Annotated in this window: 19 protein-coding genes and 1 pseudogene; 15 read left to right on the forward strand and 5 right to left on the reverse strand. The window is 56.4% G+C overall.

Features of this window, described 5'->3' with window-relative positions:
• The first annotated feature begins 10 nt into the window (after positions 1-10).
• The 8 genes from zwf (at position 11) to ABD76_RS26830 (ending at position 9,849) form a co-directional block, all read left to right on the forward strand.
• Entirely contained in the window at positions 11-1,555 is a 1,545-nt protein-coding gene (zwf, locus tag ABD76_RS26795) for a glucose-6-phosphate dehydrogenase (RefSeq protein ID WP_197259958.1), read from the forward strand.
• Positions 1,556-1,760: 205 nt separating this feature from the next.
• Positions 1,761-3,353 carry an ABC transporter substrate-binding protein gene (locus ABD76_RS26800; protein ID WP_197259959.1) on the forward strand — a complete coding sequence of 531 codons (1,593 nt, stop codon included), beginning with the start codon at positions 1,761-1,763 and terminating at the stop codon, positions 3,351-3,353.
• A gap of 100 nt (positions 3,354-3,453) precedes the next feature.
• Positions 3,454-4,404 carry an ABC transporter permease subunit gene (locus ABD76_RS26805; RefSeq protein WP_197259960.1) on the forward strand — a complete coding sequence of 317 codons (951 nt, stop codon included), beginning with the start codon at positions 3,454-3,456 and terminating at the stop codon, positions 4,402-4,404.
• Between the two features lie 5 nt (positions 4,405-4,409).
• Entirely contained in the window at positions 4,410-5,255 is an 846-nt protein-coding gene (locus ABD76_RS26810; RefSeq protein ID WP_133382555.1) for an ABC transporter permease, read from the forward strand.
• A 57-nt stretch (positions 5,256-5,312) separates the two neighbouring features.
• Positions 5,313-6,332, forward strand: coding sequence for an ABC transporter ATP-binding protein (locus ABD76_RS26815; protein ID WP_197259961.1), 1,020 nt, complete (start codon positions 5,313-5,315; stop codon positions 6,330-6,332).
• Entirely contained in the window at positions 6,325-7,311 is a 987-nt protein-coding gene (locus tag ABD76_RS26820) for an ABC transporter ATP-binding protein (protein WP_197259962.1), read from the forward strand. The genes ABD76_RS26815 and ABD76_RS26820 overlap by 8 nt, the downstream gene beginning before the upstream one ends.
• Before the next feature lie 97 nt (positions 7,312-7,408).
• Positions 7,409-7,867, forward strand: a complete 459-nt coding sequence (locus tag ABD76_RS26825; RefSeq protein WP_197259963.1) for a hypothetical protein — start codon at positions 7,409-7,411, stop codon at positions 7,865-7,867.
• A gap of 395 nt (positions 7,868-8,262) precedes the next feature.
• Positions 8,263-9,849 carry a peptide chain release factor 3 gene (locus tag ABD76_RS26830; RefSeq protein WP_197259964.1) on the forward strand — a complete coding sequence of 529 codons (1,587 nt, stop codon included), beginning with the start codon at positions 8,263-8,265 and terminating at the stop codon, positions 9,847-9,849.
• Between the two features lie 90 nt (positions 9,850-9,939).
• Here ABD76_RS26830 and ABD76_RS26835 read toward each other — a convergent pair whose 3' ends face one another.
• Positions 9,940-11,001, reverse strand: coding sequence for a MerR family transcriptional regulator (locus tag ABD76_RS26835; protein WP_197259965.1), 1,062 nt, complete (start codon positions 10,999-11,001; stop codon positions 9,940-9,942).
• Positions 11,002-11,174: 173 nt separating this feature from the next.
• Positions 11,175-11,405 (reverse strand): small acid-soluble spore protein SspI, encoded by a 231-nt coding sequence (gene sspI, locus ABD76_RS26840; protein WP_197259966.1) that lies wholly within the window; start codon positions 11,403-11,405, stop codon positions 11,175-11,177.
• A 264-nt stretch (positions 11,406-11,669) separates the two neighbouring features.
• On the opposite strand from sspI, the gene ABD76_RS26845 reads away from it, so the two are divergent.
• From ABD76_RS26845 to yunB, 4 genes are all read left to right on the forward strand, one after another.
• On the forward strand, positions 11,670-12,338 hold the full coding sequence (locus ABD76_RS26845; RefSeq protein WP_197259967.1) for a potassium channel family protein: 669 nt from the start codon (positions 11,670-11,672) through the stop codon (positions 12,336-12,338).
• Positions 12,335-13,165, forward strand: coding sequence for a TrmH family RNA methyltransferase (locus ABD76_RS26850; protein WP_197259968.1), 831 nt, complete (start codon positions 12,335-12,337; stop codon positions 13,163-13,165). Before ABD76_RS26845 ends, ABD76_RS26850 begins: the two co-directional genes overlap by 4 nt.
• Positions 13,166-13,326: 161 nt before the next feature.
• Positions 13,327-13,845, forward strand: a complete 519-nt coding sequence (locus ABD76_RS26855; protein WP_275100874.1) for a methyl-accepting chemotaxis protein — start codon at positions 13,327-13,329, stop codon at positions 13,843-13,845.
• 155 nt (positions 13,846-14,000) lie between these two features.
• Entirely contained in the window at positions 14,001-14,969 is a 969-nt protein-coding gene (yunB, locus tag ABD76_RS26860; RefSeq protein ID WP_197259969.1) for a sporulation protein YunB, read from the forward strand.
• A gap of 342 nt (positions 14,970-15,311) precedes the next feature.
• Here yunB and ABD76_RS26865 read toward each other — a convergent pair whose 3' ends face one another.
• Positions 15,312-16,463 (reverse strand): M23 family metallopeptidase, encoded by a 1,152-nt coding sequence (locus ABD76_RS26865; protein WP_197259970.1) that lies wholly within the window; start codon positions 16,461-16,463, stop codon positions 15,312-15,314.
• A gap of 161 nt (positions 16,464-16,624) precedes the next feature.
• Between ABD76_RS26865 and lipA the strand changes: the two are divergent.
• Positions 16,625-17,530 (forward strand): annotated as a pseudogene (gene lipA / locus ABD76_RS26870) (lipoyl synthase); the annotation flags it as partial.
• A gap of 69 nt (positions 17,531-17,599) precedes the next feature.
• On the forward strand, positions 17,600-18,169 hold the full coding sequence (locus tag ABD76_RS26875; protein WP_197259972.1) for a YutD family protein: 570 nt from the start codon (positions 17,600-17,602) through the stop codon (positions 18,167-18,169).
• Positions 18,170-18,237: 68 nt separating this feature from the next.
• Here the strand turns inward: ABD76_RS26875 and ABD76_RS26880 are convergent, their stop codons facing one another.
• Positions 18,238-19,074, reverse strand: a complete 837-nt coding sequence (locus ABD76_RS26880; protein WP_197259973.1) for an NAD kinase — start codon at positions 19,072-19,074, stop codon at positions 18,238-18,240.
• Between the two features lie 106 nt (positions 19,075-19,180).
• On the reverse strand, positions 19,181-20,419 hold the full coding sequence (ylbJ, locus tag ABD76_RS26885) for a sporulation integral membrane protein YlbJ (protein WP_197259974.1): 1,239 nt from the start codon (positions 20,417-20,419) through the stop codon (positions 19,181-19,183).
• 523 nt (positions 20,420-20,942) lie between these two features.
• Between ylbJ and ABD76_RS26890 the strand changes: the two genes are divergently transcribed.
• Positions 20,943-21,338 carry a globin domain-containing protein gene (locus ABD76_RS26890; RefSeq protein WP_197260072.1) on the forward strand — a complete coding sequence of 132 codons (396 nt, stop codon included), beginning with the start codon at positions 20,943-20,945 and terminating at the stop codon, positions 21,336-21,338.
• Position 21,339: the final 1 nt, after the last annotated feature.

Here is a 21,339-nt window from a genome sequence, read left to right on the forward strand (position 1 = left end):
ATGGAGAGAGATGACTGTGATGCATAACCAAGAATCCCAACTGGCTGAAGGCGCCGTCTTTTTTATATTCGGCGCGACCGGTGATTTGGCACGCCGCAAATTGTTTCCTGCCATTTACAGCTTATATCACGAAGGCAAATTAGGTGAGCGGTTTGCTGTCATCGGCTTGGCCCGCCGTGGACGTACGAATGATGAGTTTCGCGATGATGTGCGCGCGTCCATTGAAGAATTTTGTCGTTATCCGATTCCGAACGATGAAGTTTGGAGCCGCTTTGCGAAGCATTTCGAATATAAACCGCTTGACATCAACAATGTGGAAGGCTTCAAGGAATTACGGGTACAGACCGAGCATATTGAACGGGAATTCCATATCCCGGGCAACCGCCTGTTCTACTTGGCGCTGGCGCCGGAACTGTTCGGCAGCGTCTCGATGAATCTGCGTGAGGGCGGAATGCTCGACAGCGAAGGCTGGCATCGACTGGTCATCGAGAAGCCGTTCGGCTATGATTTGCCGTCGGCTCAGAAATTGAACGAAGAATTGAGCCATGTGTTCAAGGAAGAAGAGATTTACCGCATCGATCACTATTTGGGCAAAGAGATGGTCCAGAACATCGAGGTGATTCGATTCGCGAATGCCTTCTTTGAGCCATTGTGGAACAATAAGCACATCGCCAATATTCAGATAACCCTGGCCGAGACGGTCGGCGTCGAAGAGCGCGGCGGCTATTACGATCATGCCGGAGCGCTGCGCGATATGGCCCAGAACCATATGCTGCAGATGCTTACGATGATTGCGATGGAAGCGCCAAGCCGGCTCCATCCGGAAGATATTCGCGACGAGAAGGTGAAGGTGCTTCGCTCCCTCCGCCAATTCGCGAATGCCGACGAGGTGAAGCGGAATGTCGTGCGCGGCCAATATGCGGCAGGCGCGTTGAACGGCAAGCCGCTGCCGGCATACCGGGAAGAAGAGAAAGTGAATCCGGCTTCCGTCACGGAAACGTACTTCGCCGCCCGTCTTTTTGTGGACAATTTTCGCTGGGCAGGCGTTCCTTTCTATATTCGCACCGGCAAACGGCTTCCGGTCAAAACGACCGAGGTCGTCGTTGAGTTCAAAAATATGCCGATGAATGTATATTTGTCGCAAAAGCATAAGCTTGAGCCGAATCTGCTCGTCATTCGGGTGAACCCGATGGAAGGCATCTATGTCAAAATCAACGGCAAGAAGCCGGGGGCCGACGCGGGCGTGCAGCCGCTCGCGATGGATTTCTGCCAGAGCTGCATGGTCGGCATCAATACGCCGGAGGCCTATGAACGGCTTATCTTCGACGCGGCGCGCGGCGACTCCACATATTTCACTCGCTGGGATGAAGTGGCGTCCGCCTGGTCGTTCGTGGACAAGATCGCCGGGGCCTGGAAGGCATCCAGCGAAGATCTTCACCTGTATCCGGCAGGGTCTTGGGGACCGGAGCAAGCGGACAAGCTGTTGGCCGAGGACGGCTTCCAGTGGTGGCCGGTGAACGGGCAAGAAGAAAGCCAGGTCGTATGGAATAAGTAATTGAACAACAGGAGAAGGCTGTGCTCCCGACGGGAGCACAGTTTTTTTAAGCAATTCAGCGCTGCGGCCGCTGCTGACTTTTTCCGATTACAAGATTAAAATATGATATTCCTATAAAATCACTCGGAAAAAAAGATTGTGTTCTCTTAAAAGATAGTTATACTATAAAATATAAAGTGTGTTACAATTTTCGGGGGGAATCGACATGAAACGCAACAAGTTATGGCTCGCACTCTTACTATCTATCGTCGTTGCGGCGGTCAGCGCCTGCGGCGGCAGCCAGACGCCGGCTCCGGATACGGCTTCCGGTACTGATACGGGAGGAGAGCCGAAGAGCGGCGGCAGCATCATTATCGCCGTTCAGGAAGATCCGAGGGTGATGAATCCGGTCTATGCCGGGGACCGGGTCACATTGACCATTAACCAATCGTTGTTCGCTCCTTTATATCATATCGACAACGGCGAGAAGAAATTTGTCCTGGCGGAAAGCCTGACTCCTTCCGAGGACTCGCTGACATATACGCTTAAGCTGCGCCCAGGCTTGAAATGGCATGACGGGCAGCCGTTGACGGCGGACGATGTCGTGTTTACGATGAACAGCATTTTGGATGAGAAGCAGCACAGCTCGGATCGGGCTACCTATGTCTTCAGCGGCAAGCCGCTGACGGCGAAAAAAGTGGATGATCTGACGGTCGAGTTCGTGCTTCCGCAGCCATCGGCTTCGTTCGAAGGCGTGTTGGCAAATTTCAAGCCGATTCCGAAGCATGTGTTCGAGGGTGAACCGGATCTGGAGAAGAGCAGCAAGAACGACCATCCTATCGGATCCGGTCCGTTCAAATTCAAGGAATACCGCGCAGGCGAATATGTGACGCTGGAACGGTTCGACGATTATTTTGCCGGCAAGGCGTACCTGGATTCGGTAACCTACCGCGTGGCGAAGGATTCGAACGCCGCCAATCTGGCCCTGCAGAACGGAGAGCTGCAAATGCGCCTGATCGACTCCGTTGACTATGCAAAGCTGGACAACACCGGGAAATTCAATCTGGTGACGTATCCGGAAGGCCGCCTTATTTACATGGTGTTCAATCAGAACGTCGATGTGATGAAGAAGAAGGAAGTGCGCCAAGCGATTGCGTACGCTTTGAATAAGGAAGAAATGATTACGGCCGCCTTCGGATCGACGGAATTCGCGGAACCGGCCGCTTCGATTTTCACGCCGGACACGCTGTACCAGACGTCGGATGTCGCCACCTACGACTACAATATCGAAAAAGCGAAGGAACTGCTCCAGCAAGCCGGGGTCAGCAATCTGAAGCTGCGTCTCGCGTATGTGAACTCGAACAAGCCGCAGACCAGCAAAGCGCTGTATATTCAGCAGCAATTGAAGGAAGTCGGCATCGACGTGGAACTGATGGCGCTTGATATCGCGGCCTTCGGCAATATGTCGCTCGACATGAACAATACGAGCTATGATATTTCGTTCGGCGGCTACATCATGGGCTACGAGCCGGACGCGTACAAATCGCTCTATATGAGCGACGCGGCTTACAACTATGCTCATTATAAAAATCCGGACTTCGATGCCCTCTGGAACCAGGCGGCTGTGGAAATGGACAAAACGAAGCGCGGCGAGCTGTACAAGCAGATTCAGCAGACGGTTGCCGACGAGATGACCGTATACCCTATCGCGTACGGCAAAGCGATCGTGGCGGTAGACAAGCGTTACGGCGGGTTGGAAGAAGCCGTTCCGAAGCCGGTTGTCATGTTCGAGGATTTGTCCAAAATTTATATGAAGTAACCTCTCGGAACCGATCATCATTAGGTAGCGGGAATTGAATCGAGAATTCGCGGGCGCTTGAAACGTTATCGTTTCAAGCGCTCTTTCGGAGGGAACCTTTGTGCAGAAATATATCGTGCGACGCGTTCTTCAAGCCATACCGCTATTATTCTTCATTTCTATCGTGTCGTTCGCGCTGATTAAGCTGGCTCCGGGAGATCCGGTCAATTCGTTCGTGACGCCCGATATGAACAAGGAGGACGTGGAACGGATACGGGAAAGTCTCGGCTTGAACCTTCCGCTCTACATGCAGTATTGGATCTGGCTGAAAAATGTGTTCATGGGCAACCTGGGCTACTCCCTGTCCAATCACCGGCCTGTGCTGACGCTTATCGTGGAGCGTCTTCCGGCCACGATGGGCTTAATGGGGGCGGCTCTCTTGCTGTCTTTGCTTATCTCGGTGCCGCTTAGCATGTACGCGGCTTCCCGGAAAAACCGCCCGGTCGATCGCGCCCTCGGGCTTGTATCGTATATCGGAATCTCGATCCCGAGCTTCTGGTTCGGGATTATGCTGATCTATCTGTTCGCCGTCAAGCTCAACTGGCTTCCGAGCATGGGCATGCGGACAATTGGCGTCGATTCGGCGTGGGATGTGCTGAAGCACGGCATCCTGCCGTGCACAGTGCTGTGCTTCATGAACGTCTCCGTCTATATGCGCTATATCCGGTCGAATACGATCTCGCAGCTCGAAGAGGATTATGTGCAGATTCAATATGCATACGGCTCGACGCAAGGCACCGTGCTGCGGCGCCATGTGCTCAAAAACGTGCTGCTCCCGATTATTACGATTCTCGGGATGTCCTTCCCGGAATTGATCGCCGGGGCGTTCATCACCGAGTCGGTGTTCTCCTGGCCCGGCATGGGCTCGCTCGGGATTACCGCCGTGTTCGCCTTGGATTATCCCGTCATTATGGGGATAACGATGTTCTCGTCGGTCATGCTCGTGATCGGGAATCTGGCCGCGGACGTTCTGTATGGCGTAGTCGATCCGCGCATTAAGACGATGAGGTGATTGTGATGAACCGAATGAAATGGCGTAACGTACTTACCCAAGTGAAAGAGCAAAAGGCCGCCATCGCCGCGATCATTCTCCTTGCCGTCTTTGCGCTCGCCTCGATCTTCGCCTTCCTGGTGCCTTACGATCCGAACAAGATCGTCGTGACGGAGCGGCTGCTGCCGCCAAGCGCCGCGCATTGGTTCGGCACGGATGATTACGGCCGCGATTACTTGGCGCGGGCGCTGTACGGCGGGCGCGTCTCGCTCAGCGTCGGCTTCCTGGCGATGGCGATAGCCGTAATTGTCGGCACCGCCGTCGGTACGGTGAGCGGCTATTTTGGCGGCTGGATCGATAATGTGCTGATGCGGATCGTCGACATTTTGATGTCGATTCCGTCTTTTTTCTTGATGCTGATTCTAAATGCGTATTTGAAGCCGGGCATTACGACGATTATTCTCATTATCGGCATGCTCAGCTGGATGAACATCGCCCGCATTGTGAGGGCGGAGACGCTCTCGGTCAAGGAGCGGGAATATGTGCTCTATGCCCGGGTCTCGGGACAGAATACACTCGCTATTATTTTAAAGCATATTGTGCCCAATATTATGTCTACGATTATCGTGGCCGCGACCATTAACATCGCCTCGGCGATCCTGATGGAATCCTCGCTCAGCTTCCTCGGCCTGGGCATCCAGCAGCCGAATTCGTCCTGGGGCAGCATGCTGAACAATGCGCAAGGATTTATCGGGGAAGCGCCTTATCTGGCCTTGTTCCCGGGCTTGTTCATCCTGCTGACGGTCCTCTCCTTCAACGTGCTGGGCGACGTATTCCGGGTCGCGTTCGAGCCGAAGGCGAACAAGAGATGACGATGGGAGACAGAGGGGATACGGCTATGGAATTCACAGAGAACGGGAGTGGGACCAATGACTGAATTGCTGTCCGTCCGACAATTGAGAACATCGTTCATGACCCAGGATGGCGAAGTGCAGTCCGTCCGCGGCGTCAGCTTCGATGTGCGCGAGGGCGAGGTCATCGGCATCGTCGGCGAATCGGGAAGCGGCAAGAGCGTGACAGCCAAGTCGCTTATGGGCCTGATTCCGCCTCCTGGCGTCATCCGCGGCGGCGAAGTCCTGTACCGGGGCGAGAATATGCTGGCCCTGCCGGAGAAGCGGCTGCGGCAGATTCGCGGCAACCGCATCGCGATGATTTTCCAGGATCCGATGACATCGTTGAACCCGGTCGTCAAGGTCGGGGCCCAGATCATCGAGGTGCTGCAGCGGCATAAGAAGCTGAGCAAGCAGGCGGCCCGCGCCGAGGCGATCGAGCTGCTCCGCAAGGTCGGGATCCCTTCGCCGGAAGAGCGGATCGATCAATACCCGCATGAATTCAGCGGCGGGATGCGCCAACGGGCGATGATCGCGATGGCGCTCTCCTGCCAGCCGGAGATTCTTATCGCCGACGAGCCGACGACGGCGCTGGACGTAACTATCCAGGCCCAGATTCTCGGCCTGATGAAGCAGCTCCGGGACACGACGAACACGGCCATCCTGCTGATCACCCATGACCTGGGCGTCGTGGCTCAAGTATGCACCCGTGTCGTCGTCATGTATGGCGGCCTCATTATGGAGGAGGGCACGGTCCATGATATTTTCGAGCGGCCGATGCACCCGTATACGCAAGGGCTGCTGCGCTCGATTCCGAAGGTGGCGAATGGGGAGCGGGAGCGGCTCTACAGCATTGAAGGCACGCCCCCGAATCTGCTGCATCCGCCGGAGGGCTGTCCGTTCCAGGATCGCTGCCCGCATGCGATGGAGCAATGCCGGCAGCTTCCGCCTTATGCCGTGACGGAGACGGGCCACCGCGCGCTCTGCTGGCTGCAGCAGGATACTCCAAGCGTTACGCTGGAGGCGGCCAAACCGGAGGAGGTGGAGCAGCATGAGTAAGCCGGATCAGACGCTGCTGGATGTGCGCGGCTTGAAAAAGTATTTCTATACCTCGAAAGGGCTGTTCGGAAAAAACAAGCAGACGCTGAAGGCGGTCGATGATGTCAGCTTCCAGATTCGGCGCGGAGAGACGTTCGGGCTCGTAGGGGAATCCGGCTGCGGCAAGTCGACGACCGGCCGCTCCATCGTCCGACTGTATGATGTGACCGCGGGCGAGATCCGGTTCGACGGCACCGATCTGGCTCATCTGAGCGAACGGGAGCTGAAGCCGTTCCGCAAGCGGATGCAGACGATTTTCCAGGATCCGTATTCTTCGTTGAATCCGGGCATGAACGTGACGCAGCTCATTAGCGAGCCGATGGAGATTCACGGCTTCGGCACGAAGGCCGAGCGGCGGGAGACGGTGCTGGAGCTGCTGAACAAGGTCGGGCTGAAGCCCGAGCATGCGGAACGGTATCCGCATGAATTCAGCGGCGGCCAGCGGCAGCGGATCAGCATCGCGCGCGCCTTGTCCGTCAAACCGGAGTTCATCCTGTGCGACGAGCCGATCTCGGCCCTGGACGTGTCCGTGCAGGCGCAGGTGGTGAATATGCTGGAGGACCTGCAGGCGGAATTCGGATTGACTTACTTGTTCATTGCGCATGATTTGTCGATGGTGCGCCATATTTCCGACCGCATCGGCGTCATGTACCTGGGCAAGCTGGTCGAGCTGGCACCGAGCGATGAATTGTACAATCATCCGGCCCATCCGTATACGCAAGCGCTGCTTGCGGCAATCCCGGTGCCGGATCCGAATGCGGCCAGCGGCGCCGCGGCGATGCTGGAGGGCGATCTGCCGAGCCCGTTGGCGGGAGCGGCGGGCTGCCGCTTCGCATCGCGCTGTCCGTTCGCCACGGATCGGTGCCGCCAGCAGGAGCCGGAGTGGAAGGAGATCGCGCCGGGACATTTTGCGGCGTGCCATTTATATGAAGAGAAATAACCGGTTCCGCTAGGCTTGGAGCGGAGAAATGTGATATAAAGGAAATATGTGGGGAGGGGCCGATTTATACGGTTGCCCCGGCAAGGAGGCAAGGACAATGGGGAATGAAGCGCGATTGTCGCAAAATACGGCGATTCTGCTGGAGCGTGCTCGGCGCAAAGGCTTTACGGACGAGCAGTTGCTGGGCATCATTCGCTCCGGCGATGTCAGCGAGCTGACGAACCTGAACGAGGAATGGTATACGTACGATGATTTTCTGACGTATGCCGCCGAGCATGGCGAACCGTTGGAACAAGCCGTAGCGGAAGGTTACCGCATTACGTTCAATACGATGAACGGATTGAAAATCTGGCTGGAAACGCGCTTCGGCATCGAGGAAGGCGTCGATTTCACCCGGGGCGAAGGGAAATATACCGGGCTGACGCTGTCTGAAGCGGACCTGGAGGCGCTCCGCTCCGCGCTGGCCGCGAACTGGGTTATCCTCGAAGAGGAAGGGGCTTCCGGGCCGAAGCGGACGGTTACGCTGTCCGTACGCGCCTTAAGCGGTCAGCAGTAAGGAATTAGCGCAAGGCATAACATTGTTATAGAAGAGCAGCATGAGAAAATCGAACAAGCCGCCCGTATCTCCGCAGAGGAGATGCAGGCGGCTTGTGCCGTATGAAGAAGGGGCATCGGGAAGGTCAGTCGCGGAGAAGCTCGTCTGCAAGCCGCCGCGCATCTCGTCCGGCTCCGCAGAGGAGGGCCGAGCTGCGCGCCTGCTGCCACGGCATGCCGATGACGTACAGCCCCCGGCGGCCGGCGTGCGATGTCCCCGATAGATGAGCTGCCCGCTGTTCTCATGAAAATATTTTTGCCGAGATCGCAAAAGATGTGTGCATTGTCCATTTATGGGCATCCCTGTTTTGTGATACAATAACGAATACGTGATTTTAGATGAGAGGGCTATGTCTAATGAGCAAATCATTATCTGAAGTATTGAAGCAAGAAGTAGAGAAGCGGCGCACCTTCGCGATTATCTCCCACCCGGACGCCGGGAAGACGACCTTGACGGAGAAGCTGCTTCTGTTCGGGGGAGCGATCCGCCTCGCGGGAACCGTCAAAGCCCGCAAAGCGAGCAAGCATGCGACGAGCGACTGGATGGAAATCGAAAAGCAGCGCGGCATCTCGGTTACGTCGTCCGTCATGCAGTTCGACTATAACGGCCATCGGGTAAATATCCTCGATACCCCGGGCCACCAGGATTTCAGCGAGGACACGTACCGGACATTGACGGCCGCCGACAGCGCGGTTATGCTGATCGACGTGGCGAAGGGCGTCGAGAACCAGACGATCAAGCTGTTCCAGGTCTGCGCGAAGCGGGGCATCCCGATCTTCACGTTCATCAACAAGCTGGACCGCGAAGGACGGAATCCGTTCGAGCTTATGGAAGAGATCGAGCAGGTGCTGGGCATCCGTTCGGTGCCGATGAACTGGCCGATCGGCATGGGACGCCAGCTCTGCGGCGTGTATGACCGCATGAAGAAGCAGGTGGAGCTGTTCCAGGGCGACGATCATTCCGTCATTAAGGTGCAGAAGGTGGACGATTACCGCGATCCGGCCATCCGGGAAATCGCGGGAGAGCATCTGCATGACCAGCTGTGCGAGGAGCTGGAGCTGCTGGACGTAGCCGGAGACGAATTCGATTATGAGAAAGTGAAGCGGGGCGAGCTGACGCCGGTCTTTTTCGGCAGCGCGATCAATAACTTCGGCGTGCAGACCTTCCTTGAGAACTTCCTCCAGTTGGCGCCGAAGCCGGCTTCACGCCAATCGACGGAAGGCCCGATCGAGCCGACGAATGAGAAGTTCACCGGCTACGTGTTCAAAATTCAGGCGAACATGAACCCGGCCCACCGCGACCGGATTGCGTTCCTGCGCATCTGTTCCGGGAAGTTCGAGCGGGGGATGAGCGTCAAGCATGTGCGCGTCGGTAAAGAAATCAAGCTGTCGCAGCCGCAGCAATTCCTTGCCCAGGACCGGGATATCGTAACGGAAGCCTACCCGGGCGATATTATCGGGCTGTTCGATCCGGGCATTTTCCGCATCGGGGACAGCTTGAGCCAGGGAGGGGCCGTCACGTTCGATGAGCTTCCGATCTTCTCCCCGGAAATCTTCGCCCGCGTCACGGTCAAAAACGCGCTCAAGCATAAGCAGTATCAGAAGGGCGTCGACCAGCTCACCGAGGAGGGAACGATTCAGGTGTTCCATTCCGCCAGCGTCTTCGAGGAGACGATACTGGGCGTCGTCGGCCAGCTTCAGTTCGAGGTGTTCGAGTACCGGATGAAGGCGGAGTACGGGGTCGACGTGCAGTTGATGAGGCTGCCGTATCAATTCGCGAGATGGGTGACGGGGCCGAATATCGATCCGTCCAAATTCCGCATCAATTCGCAGCTTGTCAAAGACAAGTCCGGCAACTTCGTCGCCTTGTTCGAAAATGAATATGCGATGCGCACCGCCATGGACAAGATGCCGGAGTTGAATTTCCTGGAGACGGCGCCGTAACCGATTCGCATTCAAGCTTTAACAATAATCGAACCCCCTCATTCAAGATGATGAGGGGGTTCTGTTGATAAGCGGATGATGGCTGAATTCTCATGTCGGCTTGCGGATGACGAGCAGGTGCATAAGATGGTTCAACTGCTCGGCTCTCACCTCGTAGCGGTGCCGTTCCAGCCAGCGGATGAGCCGGGAACGGTCGGCGAAGTATTCATCGAGCACCGCCTCGACGGAGGCCTTGTCGCCGCGGGCGTTCAACTCGTCAAGGAATGCGGCACGGTGCTCGTTATCCGTGAACATCAGATCCGCGATGACGATCCGTCCGCCGGGGCGAAGCAGCCGTCCCATTTCCTCGAAAGCAATCTCCTTCTGATCATCGGTGAGATGATGCAGCGCGTAGGTCGATACGATGAAATCAAAGGCGACGTCCGCCAGCGGAATGGCCATCAGATTGCCCTTCAGCAGACGAATGGCCGGGTATTTCCCGCGGCATTGCTCAAGCATGGCGTCGGACTGATCGATGCCCGTCATGGCCGCCCCTTCGCGAAGGAAGCGTCCGGCCAGATTGCCCGTGCCGACGCCGAGCTCCAGGCCGTTTTCTCCCGGCCGGGGCGCAGCCTCCCGCGTCACCCGATCCAATATGCTGTCGTAATCGGCATGAACCCGCAAGGAATCGGTATTGTTCGCTACGGCTTCATCGTAGCGGCTTGCCTGCGCGTCGAAATTCCAACGATCGCGCCACTCCGCGCGCAGCTTCTCATAGCGCTGCGACTGTTCCCCGATATGATGTAATTGACTCACAATCTTTTCCCCCTCCTGTTCGGTCTCATCCATGTCCAATAGACGGCGCAGCATCCCCAGCAGACGCTGGAGCTCCGTATACTGCAAGGCCAACTGCTGCATTTGCTGGTTGAGATAAGGGCGCAGCGCCGCCAAACGCCCCTCCAGCGCTCCGTCAAGGCATTCCCGAATCTGATCGAGCGGCAGATTCAGCTCGCGCAGCGCGGCTATCATGCGCAGACGCTCGATATCCTCCTCCCGGAAGACGCGGTAGCCATTGTCCTCCTGCTTGGCAGGGGACAGCAAGCCCTTCTGCTCATAAAAACGGATCGCGCGCGTCGTCAAGCCGAGCCGATCGGCAGCTTCCTGAATTTTCATAGGCCAGCTCCTTTCAGATGTATTGTAACGCTTGACGCCGCGTTAAAGTAAAGTCTCTATTTATAAATTCCTCTCTGTAAAAAGTTGAAGACTTCGACCGCAACGATCAGAACGCAGCGCAAAAACACGAATCCGTCTCGGGGAATCCGGCAGATCCGCGTTTTTGCATTCCATCAGGCGCGGGGCTGATCGTCTTGATGCAGCTTATGCTGCAGCGTATCCACCATCTGTTGACGCAGCTCGCTGTCGCTTTCCTTCCAGATTACTTCGAACAGAACGCCAAGACCGGGAAGCGCCCGCTCATCATAATCGATAGAGCCTTCGATCATGTCAATGACATCTTTATCCGGCTTATTGGACACCTTCTGCATAATCGCCTGACGCAAGTTCAGCGTGACGCCCATTGGCAGCTTCCTCCTTCCTTTCAGTGCCGGTTACGTATCTATCCCCATCGCAGCGCCACCCTGAGGGATGATTTGGCACAAAAGCCAGACATCCATCGGGATACACTATCGACTGACAGACGGCGAACCGGCACTTCGCGTATAACGTTCCCCAATTGGGTGACCCTCATACGGGCGGACGGAGGCATCCTTTTATCTCGCTGGATGGGCGTGGTATAATTGAGATAGAATAAGCAGTGTCGGATGAATGGGGAAGGTGATAGTATGACGGCTAAAAAGCAATTTGCGATTATCGGCATGGGACGGTTTGGCTCCAGCGTCGCGCAAAATTTGAGCAATATGAATTTCGAGGTGCTGGCCATCGACTCCAGTGAGCAGAAGATACAGGAAGTGGCGAATATCGTCACGCATGCCGTGTCGGCGGACTCGACGGATGAAGATGCGCTCCGCGCCCTCGGCATCCGCAACTTCGATGTCGTCGTCGTGGCGATCGGACAAGATATTCAATCCAGCATTCTGACGACGCTGATTTTGAAGGATCTGGGCGTGCCGATGATTGTCGTCAAGGCGCAGAACGAGCTGCACGGCAAAGTATTGAGCAAAATCGGCGCCGATAAAGTGGTATTCCCGGAGCGGGATATGGGAGCAAGGGTCGCGCATCATTTGATTTCGCCGAATATTCTGGACTATATCGAGCTGTCGGAGGACCATTCGATTGTGGAGATGCGGGCTTCCTCGCTGATGATAGGCAAGAACCTGAAGGAATTGGATATCCGCGCCCGCTTCGGCTGCAACGTCATGGCGATCAAGAACAACGGCAAGACGAATATTTCGCCGTATGCGGAAGACCGGATACAGGATGGGGATATTTTGGTTATCGTGGGGCAGAATAATCATCTGAAAAACCTGGAACTGGCGTATGCCGAATCATGATGAAACGCACTGAAACGATTACTTCCGTTCAAAATCCCCGCGTCAAGCGATGGGCGTCGCTGCGGGAACGCAAAGGCCGCAAGCAGGAAGGATGCTTCCTCGTGGAAGGCATCCATCTCGTGCAGGAAGCGCTTGCCTCCGGGGCCCCGGTAGAGGCTGTCCTGTGCGATGAAGCTCGCGATATTCCCGGGGAGCTGGTGCCGTATGCGGATGCGCCGCAACCCGCGGCGGCAGGCGGCGGACAGCCGGAATGGATCGGCGTCACGGATGCCATTATCCGCAAGCTGAGCGAGACGGAGACTCCGCAGCCGGTCATCGCGGTCGTGCGCAAGCCGGCTCTTGAGCCGGGCGCTCTCTTCGGCGCGGACATGCCGCTCGTGGTGGCGGTAGACGGGGTGCAGGATCCCGGCAATCTGGGCACGATCATCCGCTCGGCCGACGCGGTCGGGGCGACAGGGATCGTCCTCGGCAGAGGCACGGTGGACGTGTACAACGCCAAGACGGTCCGCTCGACGATGGGCTCGCTCTTTCACCTCCCGGTCGTCGAGGCCGACCTGCTGTCCCTGCTCCCCGAAGCGAAGGCGAACGGGATGAGGCTGGCAAGCACGAGTCTGCAGGCTTCGCATTCCTGCTACGGCTACGATTACCGGCAGCCGCTCTGGCTTGTCGTCGGCAATGAGGGCCAAGGCGTATCCCCGGCCGTACAAGCTCTCGTTGACGACACCTTGATTATCCCGATGCGCGGCCAAGCCGAATCGCTGAATGTCGCCATGGCGACGACCGTGCTGCTCTACGAGGCGATGCGGCAGCGGCATTATGCGATATAAACGGTCAATGAGGTGGCAGAAGACCTTGAATCTACGAGGTTTTTTCTGCCATCTTTTTTATGCTTGGCTGGCACGCCGGATGACATCCGTTGACTTTTTGAAGAAGATGGAATTCACCGTGGATGTAGGGGCTGTGAAAAAATACCGAATTTTATAAAAGGTTGAGTGTATGGCGCACCGGCCTTTTTGCTTTCTGCTTGGGCGCTACCGCGATTCAAGACTTGGCTGCCATGCTGGTTCAGTTGAGCGGCAGCAGCGAAGCGGTCTCGGCCGCAGCCGCGCAGACGGCCGATTTCCAAGAGCAGACGCATCATAACGTCGAGTATTTGGCTCAGGAAGTCACGGCGATTCATCATATCGGATCGGTAATGAGAGAGGTTGCCGATCAGACGCATTTGCTCGGATTGAACGCAGCCGTCGAAGCGGCAAGGGCGGGAGAACACGGGAGAGGCTTCCAAGTGGTCGCGGAGGAAGTGCGGAAGCTGGCCGGCCGCACCAAGGAATCGCTGAATACAATCGAGGACAAGCTCGACCACATTCAAGCGAGATTGTCGGCTGTCCGGCATAATTCGGAGCAATCGTCCGCCCATGCGAGAGCGCAGGCGGCATCTTCCCGGGAACTGGCTTCTTTGGTGAAAATGATTGAAAAGGTGACAGCGCAGTTGGAAAGCGTAAAATAATTTGGAACAAATATTTCTCTTATAGGCTATATCTCCGCCGCTTCTACTCTCTCCGCCGCATGAGGGTGTCCTTCTTTTTTGGGTGATGGCCGCATAGACTGGAATCGTACAGGCCAACCAAGATATCCGAGGACGGAAAGGGGGAGCGGAGAAGTATGGCCAGATGGCGTTCCCGCGGATTCCGAGCGACACGGTGGCGTCTGCCGCGCATCTCGATTCAAAAGCGCAGGCCTTCGGGATGGCGTCCCCGCAGAGTCTGGGGCGGAAGCCAGGGCAGCAAGGCCCCCCAAGGCCCCGCCTGGCAAGGGGGAAAGCCGTCCAAGCCGCGCCGCAAGCGCAAATATGTGTTCATTGCGCTCTTGATTATGACGCTCCTGACGATGCAGCTCTTCGTGTATGTAGATAAGCATGTGAAAGGGCCGCTCATGCATCTCGCCAAAATTCGGGTGAAGCAAATCGCGACGCAAGCGATTAACAGAGCGATTACCGATCAGGTAATGCGGGGCCGGGAGCTGGATAAGCTGATTGAATGGAAGACGGATTCACGCGGCAAAGTGACGAGCTTCGTCTTGAATTATAACGAACATATGCGTATAACGTCCGAGACGGTCGATATCGTGCAGCGGACGCTGCAGCAGGTCAAGGAATTGAAGGAGCATATTCCGCTCGGGCAAGCGTTGGGAAGCCCGCTCATCGCCTCCTTCGGTCCAAGGGTCCCTTTCCGGATGGAACCGCAGGGCGCAGCTAAGGTCGAATTGAGCACACGGCCGATGGATGTGGGCATCAATATGGTGTTAGTGGAGGTTTATATCAAAGTCATTGAGGAAGTAGCCATTGTCATCCCGTTCGATCTGGAGCCAGAAGTGGTGGAGACGGAAATTCCGGTCTCGTATCTGCTCGTCGTCGGCGACGTGCCCATGTACTATTACGATGGCAAGGGGCAGCCCGTCGGGAATAACCGGGACAAAGCGCCCGCCCTCTCCTTGCCGGTCCTGCCGCCATCCGGCGCCGTCAACTCCACGGATAACGACAACCTTAGCGTGCCGGCTCAAACCGAGACGATTCCGCCGCCAGGCGAACCATCCAGCGAAACGGAGCCGCCGCTATCTGCGGCACAGCCGTAAAGAAGCATGAAGAACCGAGGCAGCCTGCCTCGGTTCTTGCTTTTGCTTTGCAACGAGAGTGTGAGAGGAAGCGGCCGATTGCATCGGCTTCTCCCTGTCGGTCAGGAAAAGGGCTTGAACATATAAAGCGGGCAAAAAGCAGTTCGAAAAAGCGGGTGTACAATATACAGTGCTAGAACATTCCACGGTTTGCATATACTTCCTGAATGAATGGGAGTGTGGTTATAAGGACTGAATAATAGGTCAGAGGCATAAAAAAAGAAAAAAGCGATCCTGCAGCGGAATCGCTTTTCTGAGGGGAAGCGCACGGCTCGTGCTATATATTATCAGCTAACTGCGAGCTTATCGGACAATGTTCGCGCCGCTGCCTTTCACATTGTTCTCCGGTACGGCAGCGGGAGCCTTCGGGGGAAGCGAAGAGGTGCGGCGCCGCTCCTTCAGCTTTCTCTTGTCGGCCAGCTCCCACTGGCGAAGGAGCGGATACGGATCGTAGGAATATTCCACCAGCCCGCGATCCCGGTAGATGCCGAAGTGGAGATGCGGCGGGAATTTGCCGGAGGTGCCGGGAGGCCCGTAGCCGGAGCTGCCGACCCAGCCGATCGTCTGTCCGGGGGTAACGATGTCGCCGATTTTTATGTTTTTGTGGTATCCGGACAAGTGGGCGTAGTAATGGTAATTGTTGTTGATGTCGCGGATGCCGATTCGCCAGCCGCCGTAGCGGTTCCAGCCCTTGATCTCGATGATGCCGTAGCAGGTGCTGCGCACGGGAACGCCGTAGCCGGCAAATATATCGGTTCCTTCGTGAATGCGGAACCCTCCGTAATGCCGCCCCATCCCCCAGGTGCTGCGGTAGGAATAATCGGCGGTCACGGGAAGCGGGAAAGCCGTGTCGAACAATTGAAGCCGATCGAAATGTTCATAGAGACGGGCGAACTGCTTCACGCGCTGCACGGCGCGCGGGTTGGCGTAATAATTCCACAGGCCGGTGCCGAAATCGTCATCGCTCAAGCCGTAGGAGCCGACAATGGCGGCTACGCTGTACAGCAAGTCGGTATCATTGTTCATATCGGCCCGTCCGTCTCCGGAGGCGTCCCGGCCCATCCCCTTGAACATCGAGATGGAGACCGGATTCTGATCTTCCCAATCCGGATTCATCATGCCGACCCACTTCGGAGGCTCGATAAATACGCCGGTCAACCGCTCCGGATGCTGCCGCTGCTTCGGCTTGGCTTTCGTCAATGTCCGTTCGTATTGATCGATGGCCGCAAGCCGGTACCAGGGAATGCCGGTCAACGTTCCCATCTTTTCGTATAAATCACGCCGTTCCCGCCATATATTCGCCGTGTCGGTCTTCGGCGACGTCGAGACGGATTCGGGGACTGAAGACGCGAGCGAATGGAGTATATCTTTGTTGCCTGCCGACGAGGCGTCCAAGGTGGGGCAGATGACGGCCCATAGCGCCAAGCCGGCCCACAATATGGCAGCTTGCTTCATTCGTAAATTCCCTCCTTATGCCTGTCCGAAATGCAGATGTAATGTTAGAATGTGCACGAACGGGCTTTTTATCCGAACCTGGGACATGCAGGTATGGAATTTGGAGGGCTCATGGTATAATACTAAATTGAGGTCACGTAAAGCGAACGGAGAAAGAAGGTAATGACTCGATGAAAACGAAAGAGCAGAAACCAGACTGGATACGCATCAAACTGACCACAGGAGAAAATTATTCCGAAATCAAAGATATGATGCGCTCAAAAACGCTTCATACCGTATGCGAGGAAGCGCGGTGTCCGAACATTTACGAATGCTGGGCCAACCGCACCGCGACATTTATGATTCTGGGTGATATCTGTACACGTGCTTGCCGCTTCTGTGCGGTTAATACCGGCATGCCGACCGAGCTGGATCTGCAGGAGCCGGAACGTGTTGCGGAAGCGGCCGAGCGCATGGGCTTGCGCCATTGCGTCGTTACTTCCGTAGCGAGGGATGATCTGAACGACGGAGGGGCCTCCATCTTTGCGGAGACGATTCGAGCGATTCGCCGGCGCATGCCATTTTGCAGTGTAGAAGTGCTTATTCCCGATTTTATGGGGAATTGGGACGCGCTGCGCGTCGTGATGGACGCGAAGCCGGATATTTTGAACCACAATATCGAGACGGTAGAGCGGATGTCCGACCGGGTGCGGGCCAAGGCGAAATATTCCCGTTCCCTGGAGCTGCTGCGGCGGGCGAAGGAGATGCAGCCGGGGATTCCGACCAAGTCGAGCATTATGCTCGGCGTTGGCGAGGAATGGGACGAAATTTTGCAGGCCATGGATGACTTGCGGGCGGTAGATTGCGATATTTTGACGTTGGGACAATATTTGCAGCCGTCGCCGAAGCATTTGGATGTCGCCAAATACTATCATCCGGATCAATTCGCCGAGCTGAAGCAAGAGGGGATGAAGCGGGGTTTCAGCCATGTCGAGTCAGGACCGCTCGTTCGCAGCTCGTATCATGCGCATGAACAAGTGAAATCGGCCCATCAGGCCATGTCCACGTCGCAAGCGACCGGCAGCTAACAAGTTAGTTGCGTAAGCAGGTCATGGCTCTGACGCAATCCGGGGTTACGGGAAGGAGGAATAACGGGCATGTTCCATATTAGCGGCCAGACATATGAATTGATTCAGGAGCATAAGAACGCGTGGAATCCGGAGGCATTTCGCGACCGGTACAGCGAAGTGCTGGAACGGTATGATTATATCGTAGGCGACTGGGGATACAATCAGCTGCGGCTGAAAGGCTTCTTCCGGGATAATCATCCGAAGTCGACGAAGGACACGAATTCTTCCGGCATTGTAGATTATATTAACGAATACTGCAATTTCGGATGCGCTTATTTCATCGTGGAGAAGCTGAGCAGCAAAGATCCGCGCCACCGCCAGTCCGTGGAGAATGGGGATGGAGAGGAGACGCAGCAAGGGGCCGCACCGGATAATAGGGAGGATGCCGCGACGAAGCATGGCATCTCGCTTCAGCCGAAAGTCCCGACCCCGGAATCCGATGCCGAGCCTCAGGCGAAGCCGGCGATGCAGGAGCGCAAGCCGCGTCCGCGCCATCGCCACAAGAACCGGGGCCATCATTCCAATGAAGCCAAGCGATCGGATATCGCGAAGGTATCCGCGAAAGAGCCGCGTCCCCCGAAGGACAACCGATCCTGATCGCGCATAAACACGAACACCTCCCTTATCGCAGGTTGCGAAGCGGGAGGTGTTGTTTTTTGGGCTGTCTAATTCGTCGGGTAGCAGCCGTTCTCATCGTATCCGAGGAAGGCTTCACGGACGCGCTTCCAGAAGGGGAACGGCCGATAGCGCACGAAGGTGACGCGCTGATCCGCCACCCGGCAGCGAATCGAGCGCAGATGAGACAGCCGGATATTGATATGATCGATAGACAACAGCAGGTTCTGCCCTTGCCGCGGCCGGATATCGAAATGGTGATGCTTCGGCAGTATCAAGGATGAGCCGAGTGTCCGGTATACCCGGTTGTTAATCGATGCGATCTCAGCCAGTTGGATGGACGGGATGGAAGGGTGAACCATCGCCCCGCCCAAGCTCTTATTGTAGGCGGTGCTCCCCGACGGCGTCGATACGCAGATTCCGTCTCCGCGGAACATTTCAAATAATTCATCATTGATGTCGATCTGAGCGACCAATGTATTGTCCGTGCATTTCAGCGTAAATTCATTTAAGGCGATATAAGTCTTCTTCCCCGTGTCCTCCCTGTCAAGCTCAAGCTCGATGAGCGGGTATCTGACGATCCGGGGGTTGATCTGATCCTTGGAACGGTTCTCCGCCATCATGTGGACGAGCAGTTCGATCTCATCCGGCTTCCAGTCGGCATAAAAGCCAAGATGCCCCGTATGAATCCCGACGAAGGCGGTATGGTCGATCCGGTCGATATAGCGGTGAAAGGCTTGCAGCATCGTGCCGTCCCCGCCGATGGACAGAACGATCTCCGGTTCTTCGTCATCTCGTGCCAGTCCACGCGCCTCAGCCAAACGATGAAACGTCTCCGTCAAAGAGACGGACAATTCGTCTCCCCGGTTCAATACTGCATATTTCAAGGCGTTGACTCCTTTGTCGAACGGTATTGTTGGAACATATCAACTCCATCTTATACGTTCCGCGGCCGGATTACAATCGTGTTTTCGACAAGAATCCCTCTATCCGCTATCTCCGCGCCCTCTGCCAGGCAACGCAGAGGAGGGAGGCGGCAAAGAGCAGGCAGCATACCGCCAGCAGCGTCCACAAGCCGCCGCGCAAAGCTTGCCACGCGGTCTCCCAAGGGGCATAGGCTTCGGTCCACATCTGCGAGGGGAGCCAGATTGCCGCTTCCGCGCCGTACGGCGCCAGCACCGGGAAGAGGAAATAGGCCGCCGCCGCTGCCAACAGGCTGTGGAGCACCCGAGCTGCAAGAAAAGGCAGGTACCGCATATCGCATTCATTCATGATGCTCGCGATCTGAGCGTGAACGGACAGTCCTGCCCAGGACAAGATCCAGGCTGCCGCCGCCACCTGCGAGCGAAGTCCGGCCGCATCGGCCGCCCCGGCTCCTTTGGCGCCAAGGGTGACCTCGAACAAGCCGCCGGAGAAGGCCGGCGCAAGCGAAGGAGACAAGTGGAACATCGCCAGGGCCGACTGAAGCAGGCTGTCAATGATATTCATGACGCCGATGCAGGCGAGCATTTCCATCAAGACGGAGAAAAAGACGACGAGCCCGCCGACCACGGTCATCAACCGGAGCGAGGAGCCGATCGCATCCCGCAGCAGCGTGCCGAGCGAGCGCCCGTCCTGCCGTCTCGCCTGATGCATCGCCTGGAACGCGCGCCGGAACAAGGAGCCTTCGAACTCTCGGATGGCGCTTGGCGAAGGGGTCATCGGCGATGCGGACGCATGGTAACGCATTATGATGCCGATAATCAATCCGGCGCCATAATGGGCGACCGCGAGGATGAGGGCGAGACTGGCATTGCCGAAAAAGCCTACGGCTACGGCGCCGATCAGGAATATCGGGTCGGAGGTGGAGGTGAAGGCGATAAGCCGCTCTCCCTCCTCGCGGGTAACGAGCCGGTCCGCCCGCAGCCTCGTCGTCAGCTTCGCCCCGACAGGGTAGCCGGACGCATAGCCCATGGCGACGACGAAGCCGCCGATGCCCGGGACGCGGAACAGCGGACGCATGACCGGATCGAGCAGCGCGCCGATAAAATGCACGATGCCGAAGCCGAGCAGCGCTTCAGAAATGATGAAAAAAGGGAGCAGGGAAGGGAACAGGACGTCCCACCATATCGCTAGCCCGCGCACCGCCGAGCTGAGAGCGGCAGACGGGTAAATGGCCATCAGGGCCGCAAAAGCGCTCAATACTCCCGCGATAACGAGCATGAGAAGGGTGCGGCTTGTCCTGCGGTTCATACAAAGCACTCTCCTTTCCTGTCACGCCGTTGAGCACTCCATACTTTCAAGTTTATGAGAGGAAAGGGACAATCATGACAGGCGTGAAGCCGCGCCATGCCTTCGTTTCGCAATATTTCTGTAATCAAAATGTAAAGAAAACGCTTGCATGTTTTCGTATTATTTTGAAAATAATTATGATAAAATACAAGTATAGAGAGATGGAACGCGTTCGTTAGGGGTGATACGGATGAGCATTATTGCTGGCATCCTGGTTTGCGCTTTCGTCTACGTCATTCGAGAGTCGTTGATGGGACCACCGGAAGAAGATTGGGAAAGTTAATCATTTTACGCAAGCGCTGAAGGTTTCAGCGTTTTTTTGTTTTTTACCGGAACGTGAAGCATCACATTGAAAAGGCCCCCTTTTTATAATAAAGTGGGGGGGAGCAAGCAACTACTCAAATTAACCGGAGGCCGGACTTGCAGCGCCGCGTGACAGATGCTGCGGCTGGCCCCGTAAGACAGGAGCTGTGCTATGGAACGAATGCAACGCTACAGTACAATTTATGATGCGATTGGCGGAGCGGACTCGATTCGCCGCATCGTGGAAACCTTTTATCCCAAAGTCCAGGCTCACCCGCTGCTGGGTCCTTTGTTTCCCGAAGATATTTTCCCGGTTATGGAAAAGCAGTTCATGTTTTTGTCGCAGTTCTTCGGCGGACCCTCTTTATATTCCGATGCTTACGGCCATCCGATGATGCGGGCGCGGCATTTGCCGTTCCCGGTGACGCCTGCCCGGGCCGAAGCGTGGCTCGGCTGCATGCGCGAAGCGCTGACGGAGATCGGATTGGAGCCGGAGCTTCGGGAGATGGTGATGACCCGGCTCTCCGGCCCGGCGCATCACTTCGTGAATACGCCGGATGAAGAGGAACAAACGTAGC

It is taken from the genome of Paenibacillus dendritiformis (assembly GCF_015845845.1).
In the GTDB taxonomy this organism is placed as follows: Bacteria; Bacillota; Bacilli; order Paenibacillales; family Paenibacillaceae; genus Paenibacillus_B; species Paenibacillus_B dendritiformis_C.

What these genes read in the sequence shown, in the direction of transcription:
- ABD76_RS26845 (WP_197259967.1), top strand. Translation starts at nt 11,670, where the DNA reads ATGACGGCTAAAAAGCAATTTGCGATTATCGGCATGGGACGGTTTGGC.
- ABD76_RS26830 (WP_197259964.1), top strand. Translation starts at nt 8,263, where the DNA reads ATGAGCAAATCATTATCTGAAGTATTGAAGCAAGAAGTAGAGAAGCGG.
- ABD76_RS26890 (WP_197260072.1), top strand. Translation starts at nt 20,943, where the DNA reads ATGCAACGCTACAGTACAATTTATGATGCGATTGGCGGAGCGGACTCG.
- ABD76_RS26835 (WP_197259965.1), bottom strand. Translation starts at nt 11,001, where the DNA reads ATGAAAATTCAGGAAGCTGCCGATCGGCTCGGCTTGACGACGCGCGCG.
- ABD76_RS26865 (WP_197259970.1), bottom strand. Translation starts at nt 16,463, where the DNA reads ATGAAGCAAGCTGCCATATTGTGGGCCGGCTTGGCGCTATGGGCCGTC.
- ABD76_RS26825 (WP_197259963.1), top strand. Translation starts at nt 7,409, where the DNA reads ATGGGGAATGAAGCGCGATTGTCGCAAAATACGGCGATTCTGCTGGAG.
- ABD76_RS26810 (WP_133382555.1), top strand. Translation starts at nt 4,410, where the DNA reads ATGAACCGAATGAAATGGCGTAACGTACTTACCCAAGTGAAAGAGCAA.
- ylbJ (WP_197259974.1), bottom strand. Translation starts at nt 20,419, where the DNA reads ATGAACCGCAGGACAAGCCGCACCCTTCTCATGCTCGTTATCGCGGGA.
- ABD76_RS26815 (WP_197259961.1), top strand. Translation starts at nt 5,313, where the DNA reads ATGACTGAATTGCTGTCCGTCCGACAATTGAGAACATCGTTCATGACC.
- ABD76_RS26875 (WP_197259972.1), top strand. Translation starts at nt 17,600, where the DNA reads ATGTTCCATATTAGCGGCCAGACATATGAATTGATTCAGGAGCATAAG.
- ABD76_RS26850 (WP_197259968.1), top strand. Translation starts at nt 12,335, where the DNA reads ATGATGAAACGCACTGAAACGATTACTTCCGTTCAAAATCCCCGCGTC.
- sspI (WP_197259966.1), bottom strand. Translation starts at nt 11,405, where the DNA reads ATGGGCGTCACGCTGAACTTGCGTCAGGCGATTATGCAGAAGGTGTCC.
- zwf (WP_197259958.1), top strand. Translation starts at nt 11, where the DNA reads ATGACTGTGATGCATAACCAAGAATCCCAACTGGCTGAAGGCGCCGTC.
- ABD76_RS26800 (WP_197259959.1), top strand. Translation starts at nt 1,761, where the DNA reads ATGAAACGCAACAAGTTATGGCTCGCACTCTTACTATCTATCGTCGTT.
- yunB (WP_197259969.1), top strand. Translation starts at nt 14,001, where the DNA reads ATGGCCAGATGGCGTTCCCGCGGATTCCGAGCGACACGGTGGCGTCTG.
- ABD76_RS26820 (WP_197259962.1), top strand. Translation starts at nt 6,325, where the DNA reads ATGAGTAAGCCGGATCAGACGCTGCTGGATGTGCGCGGCTTGAAAAAG.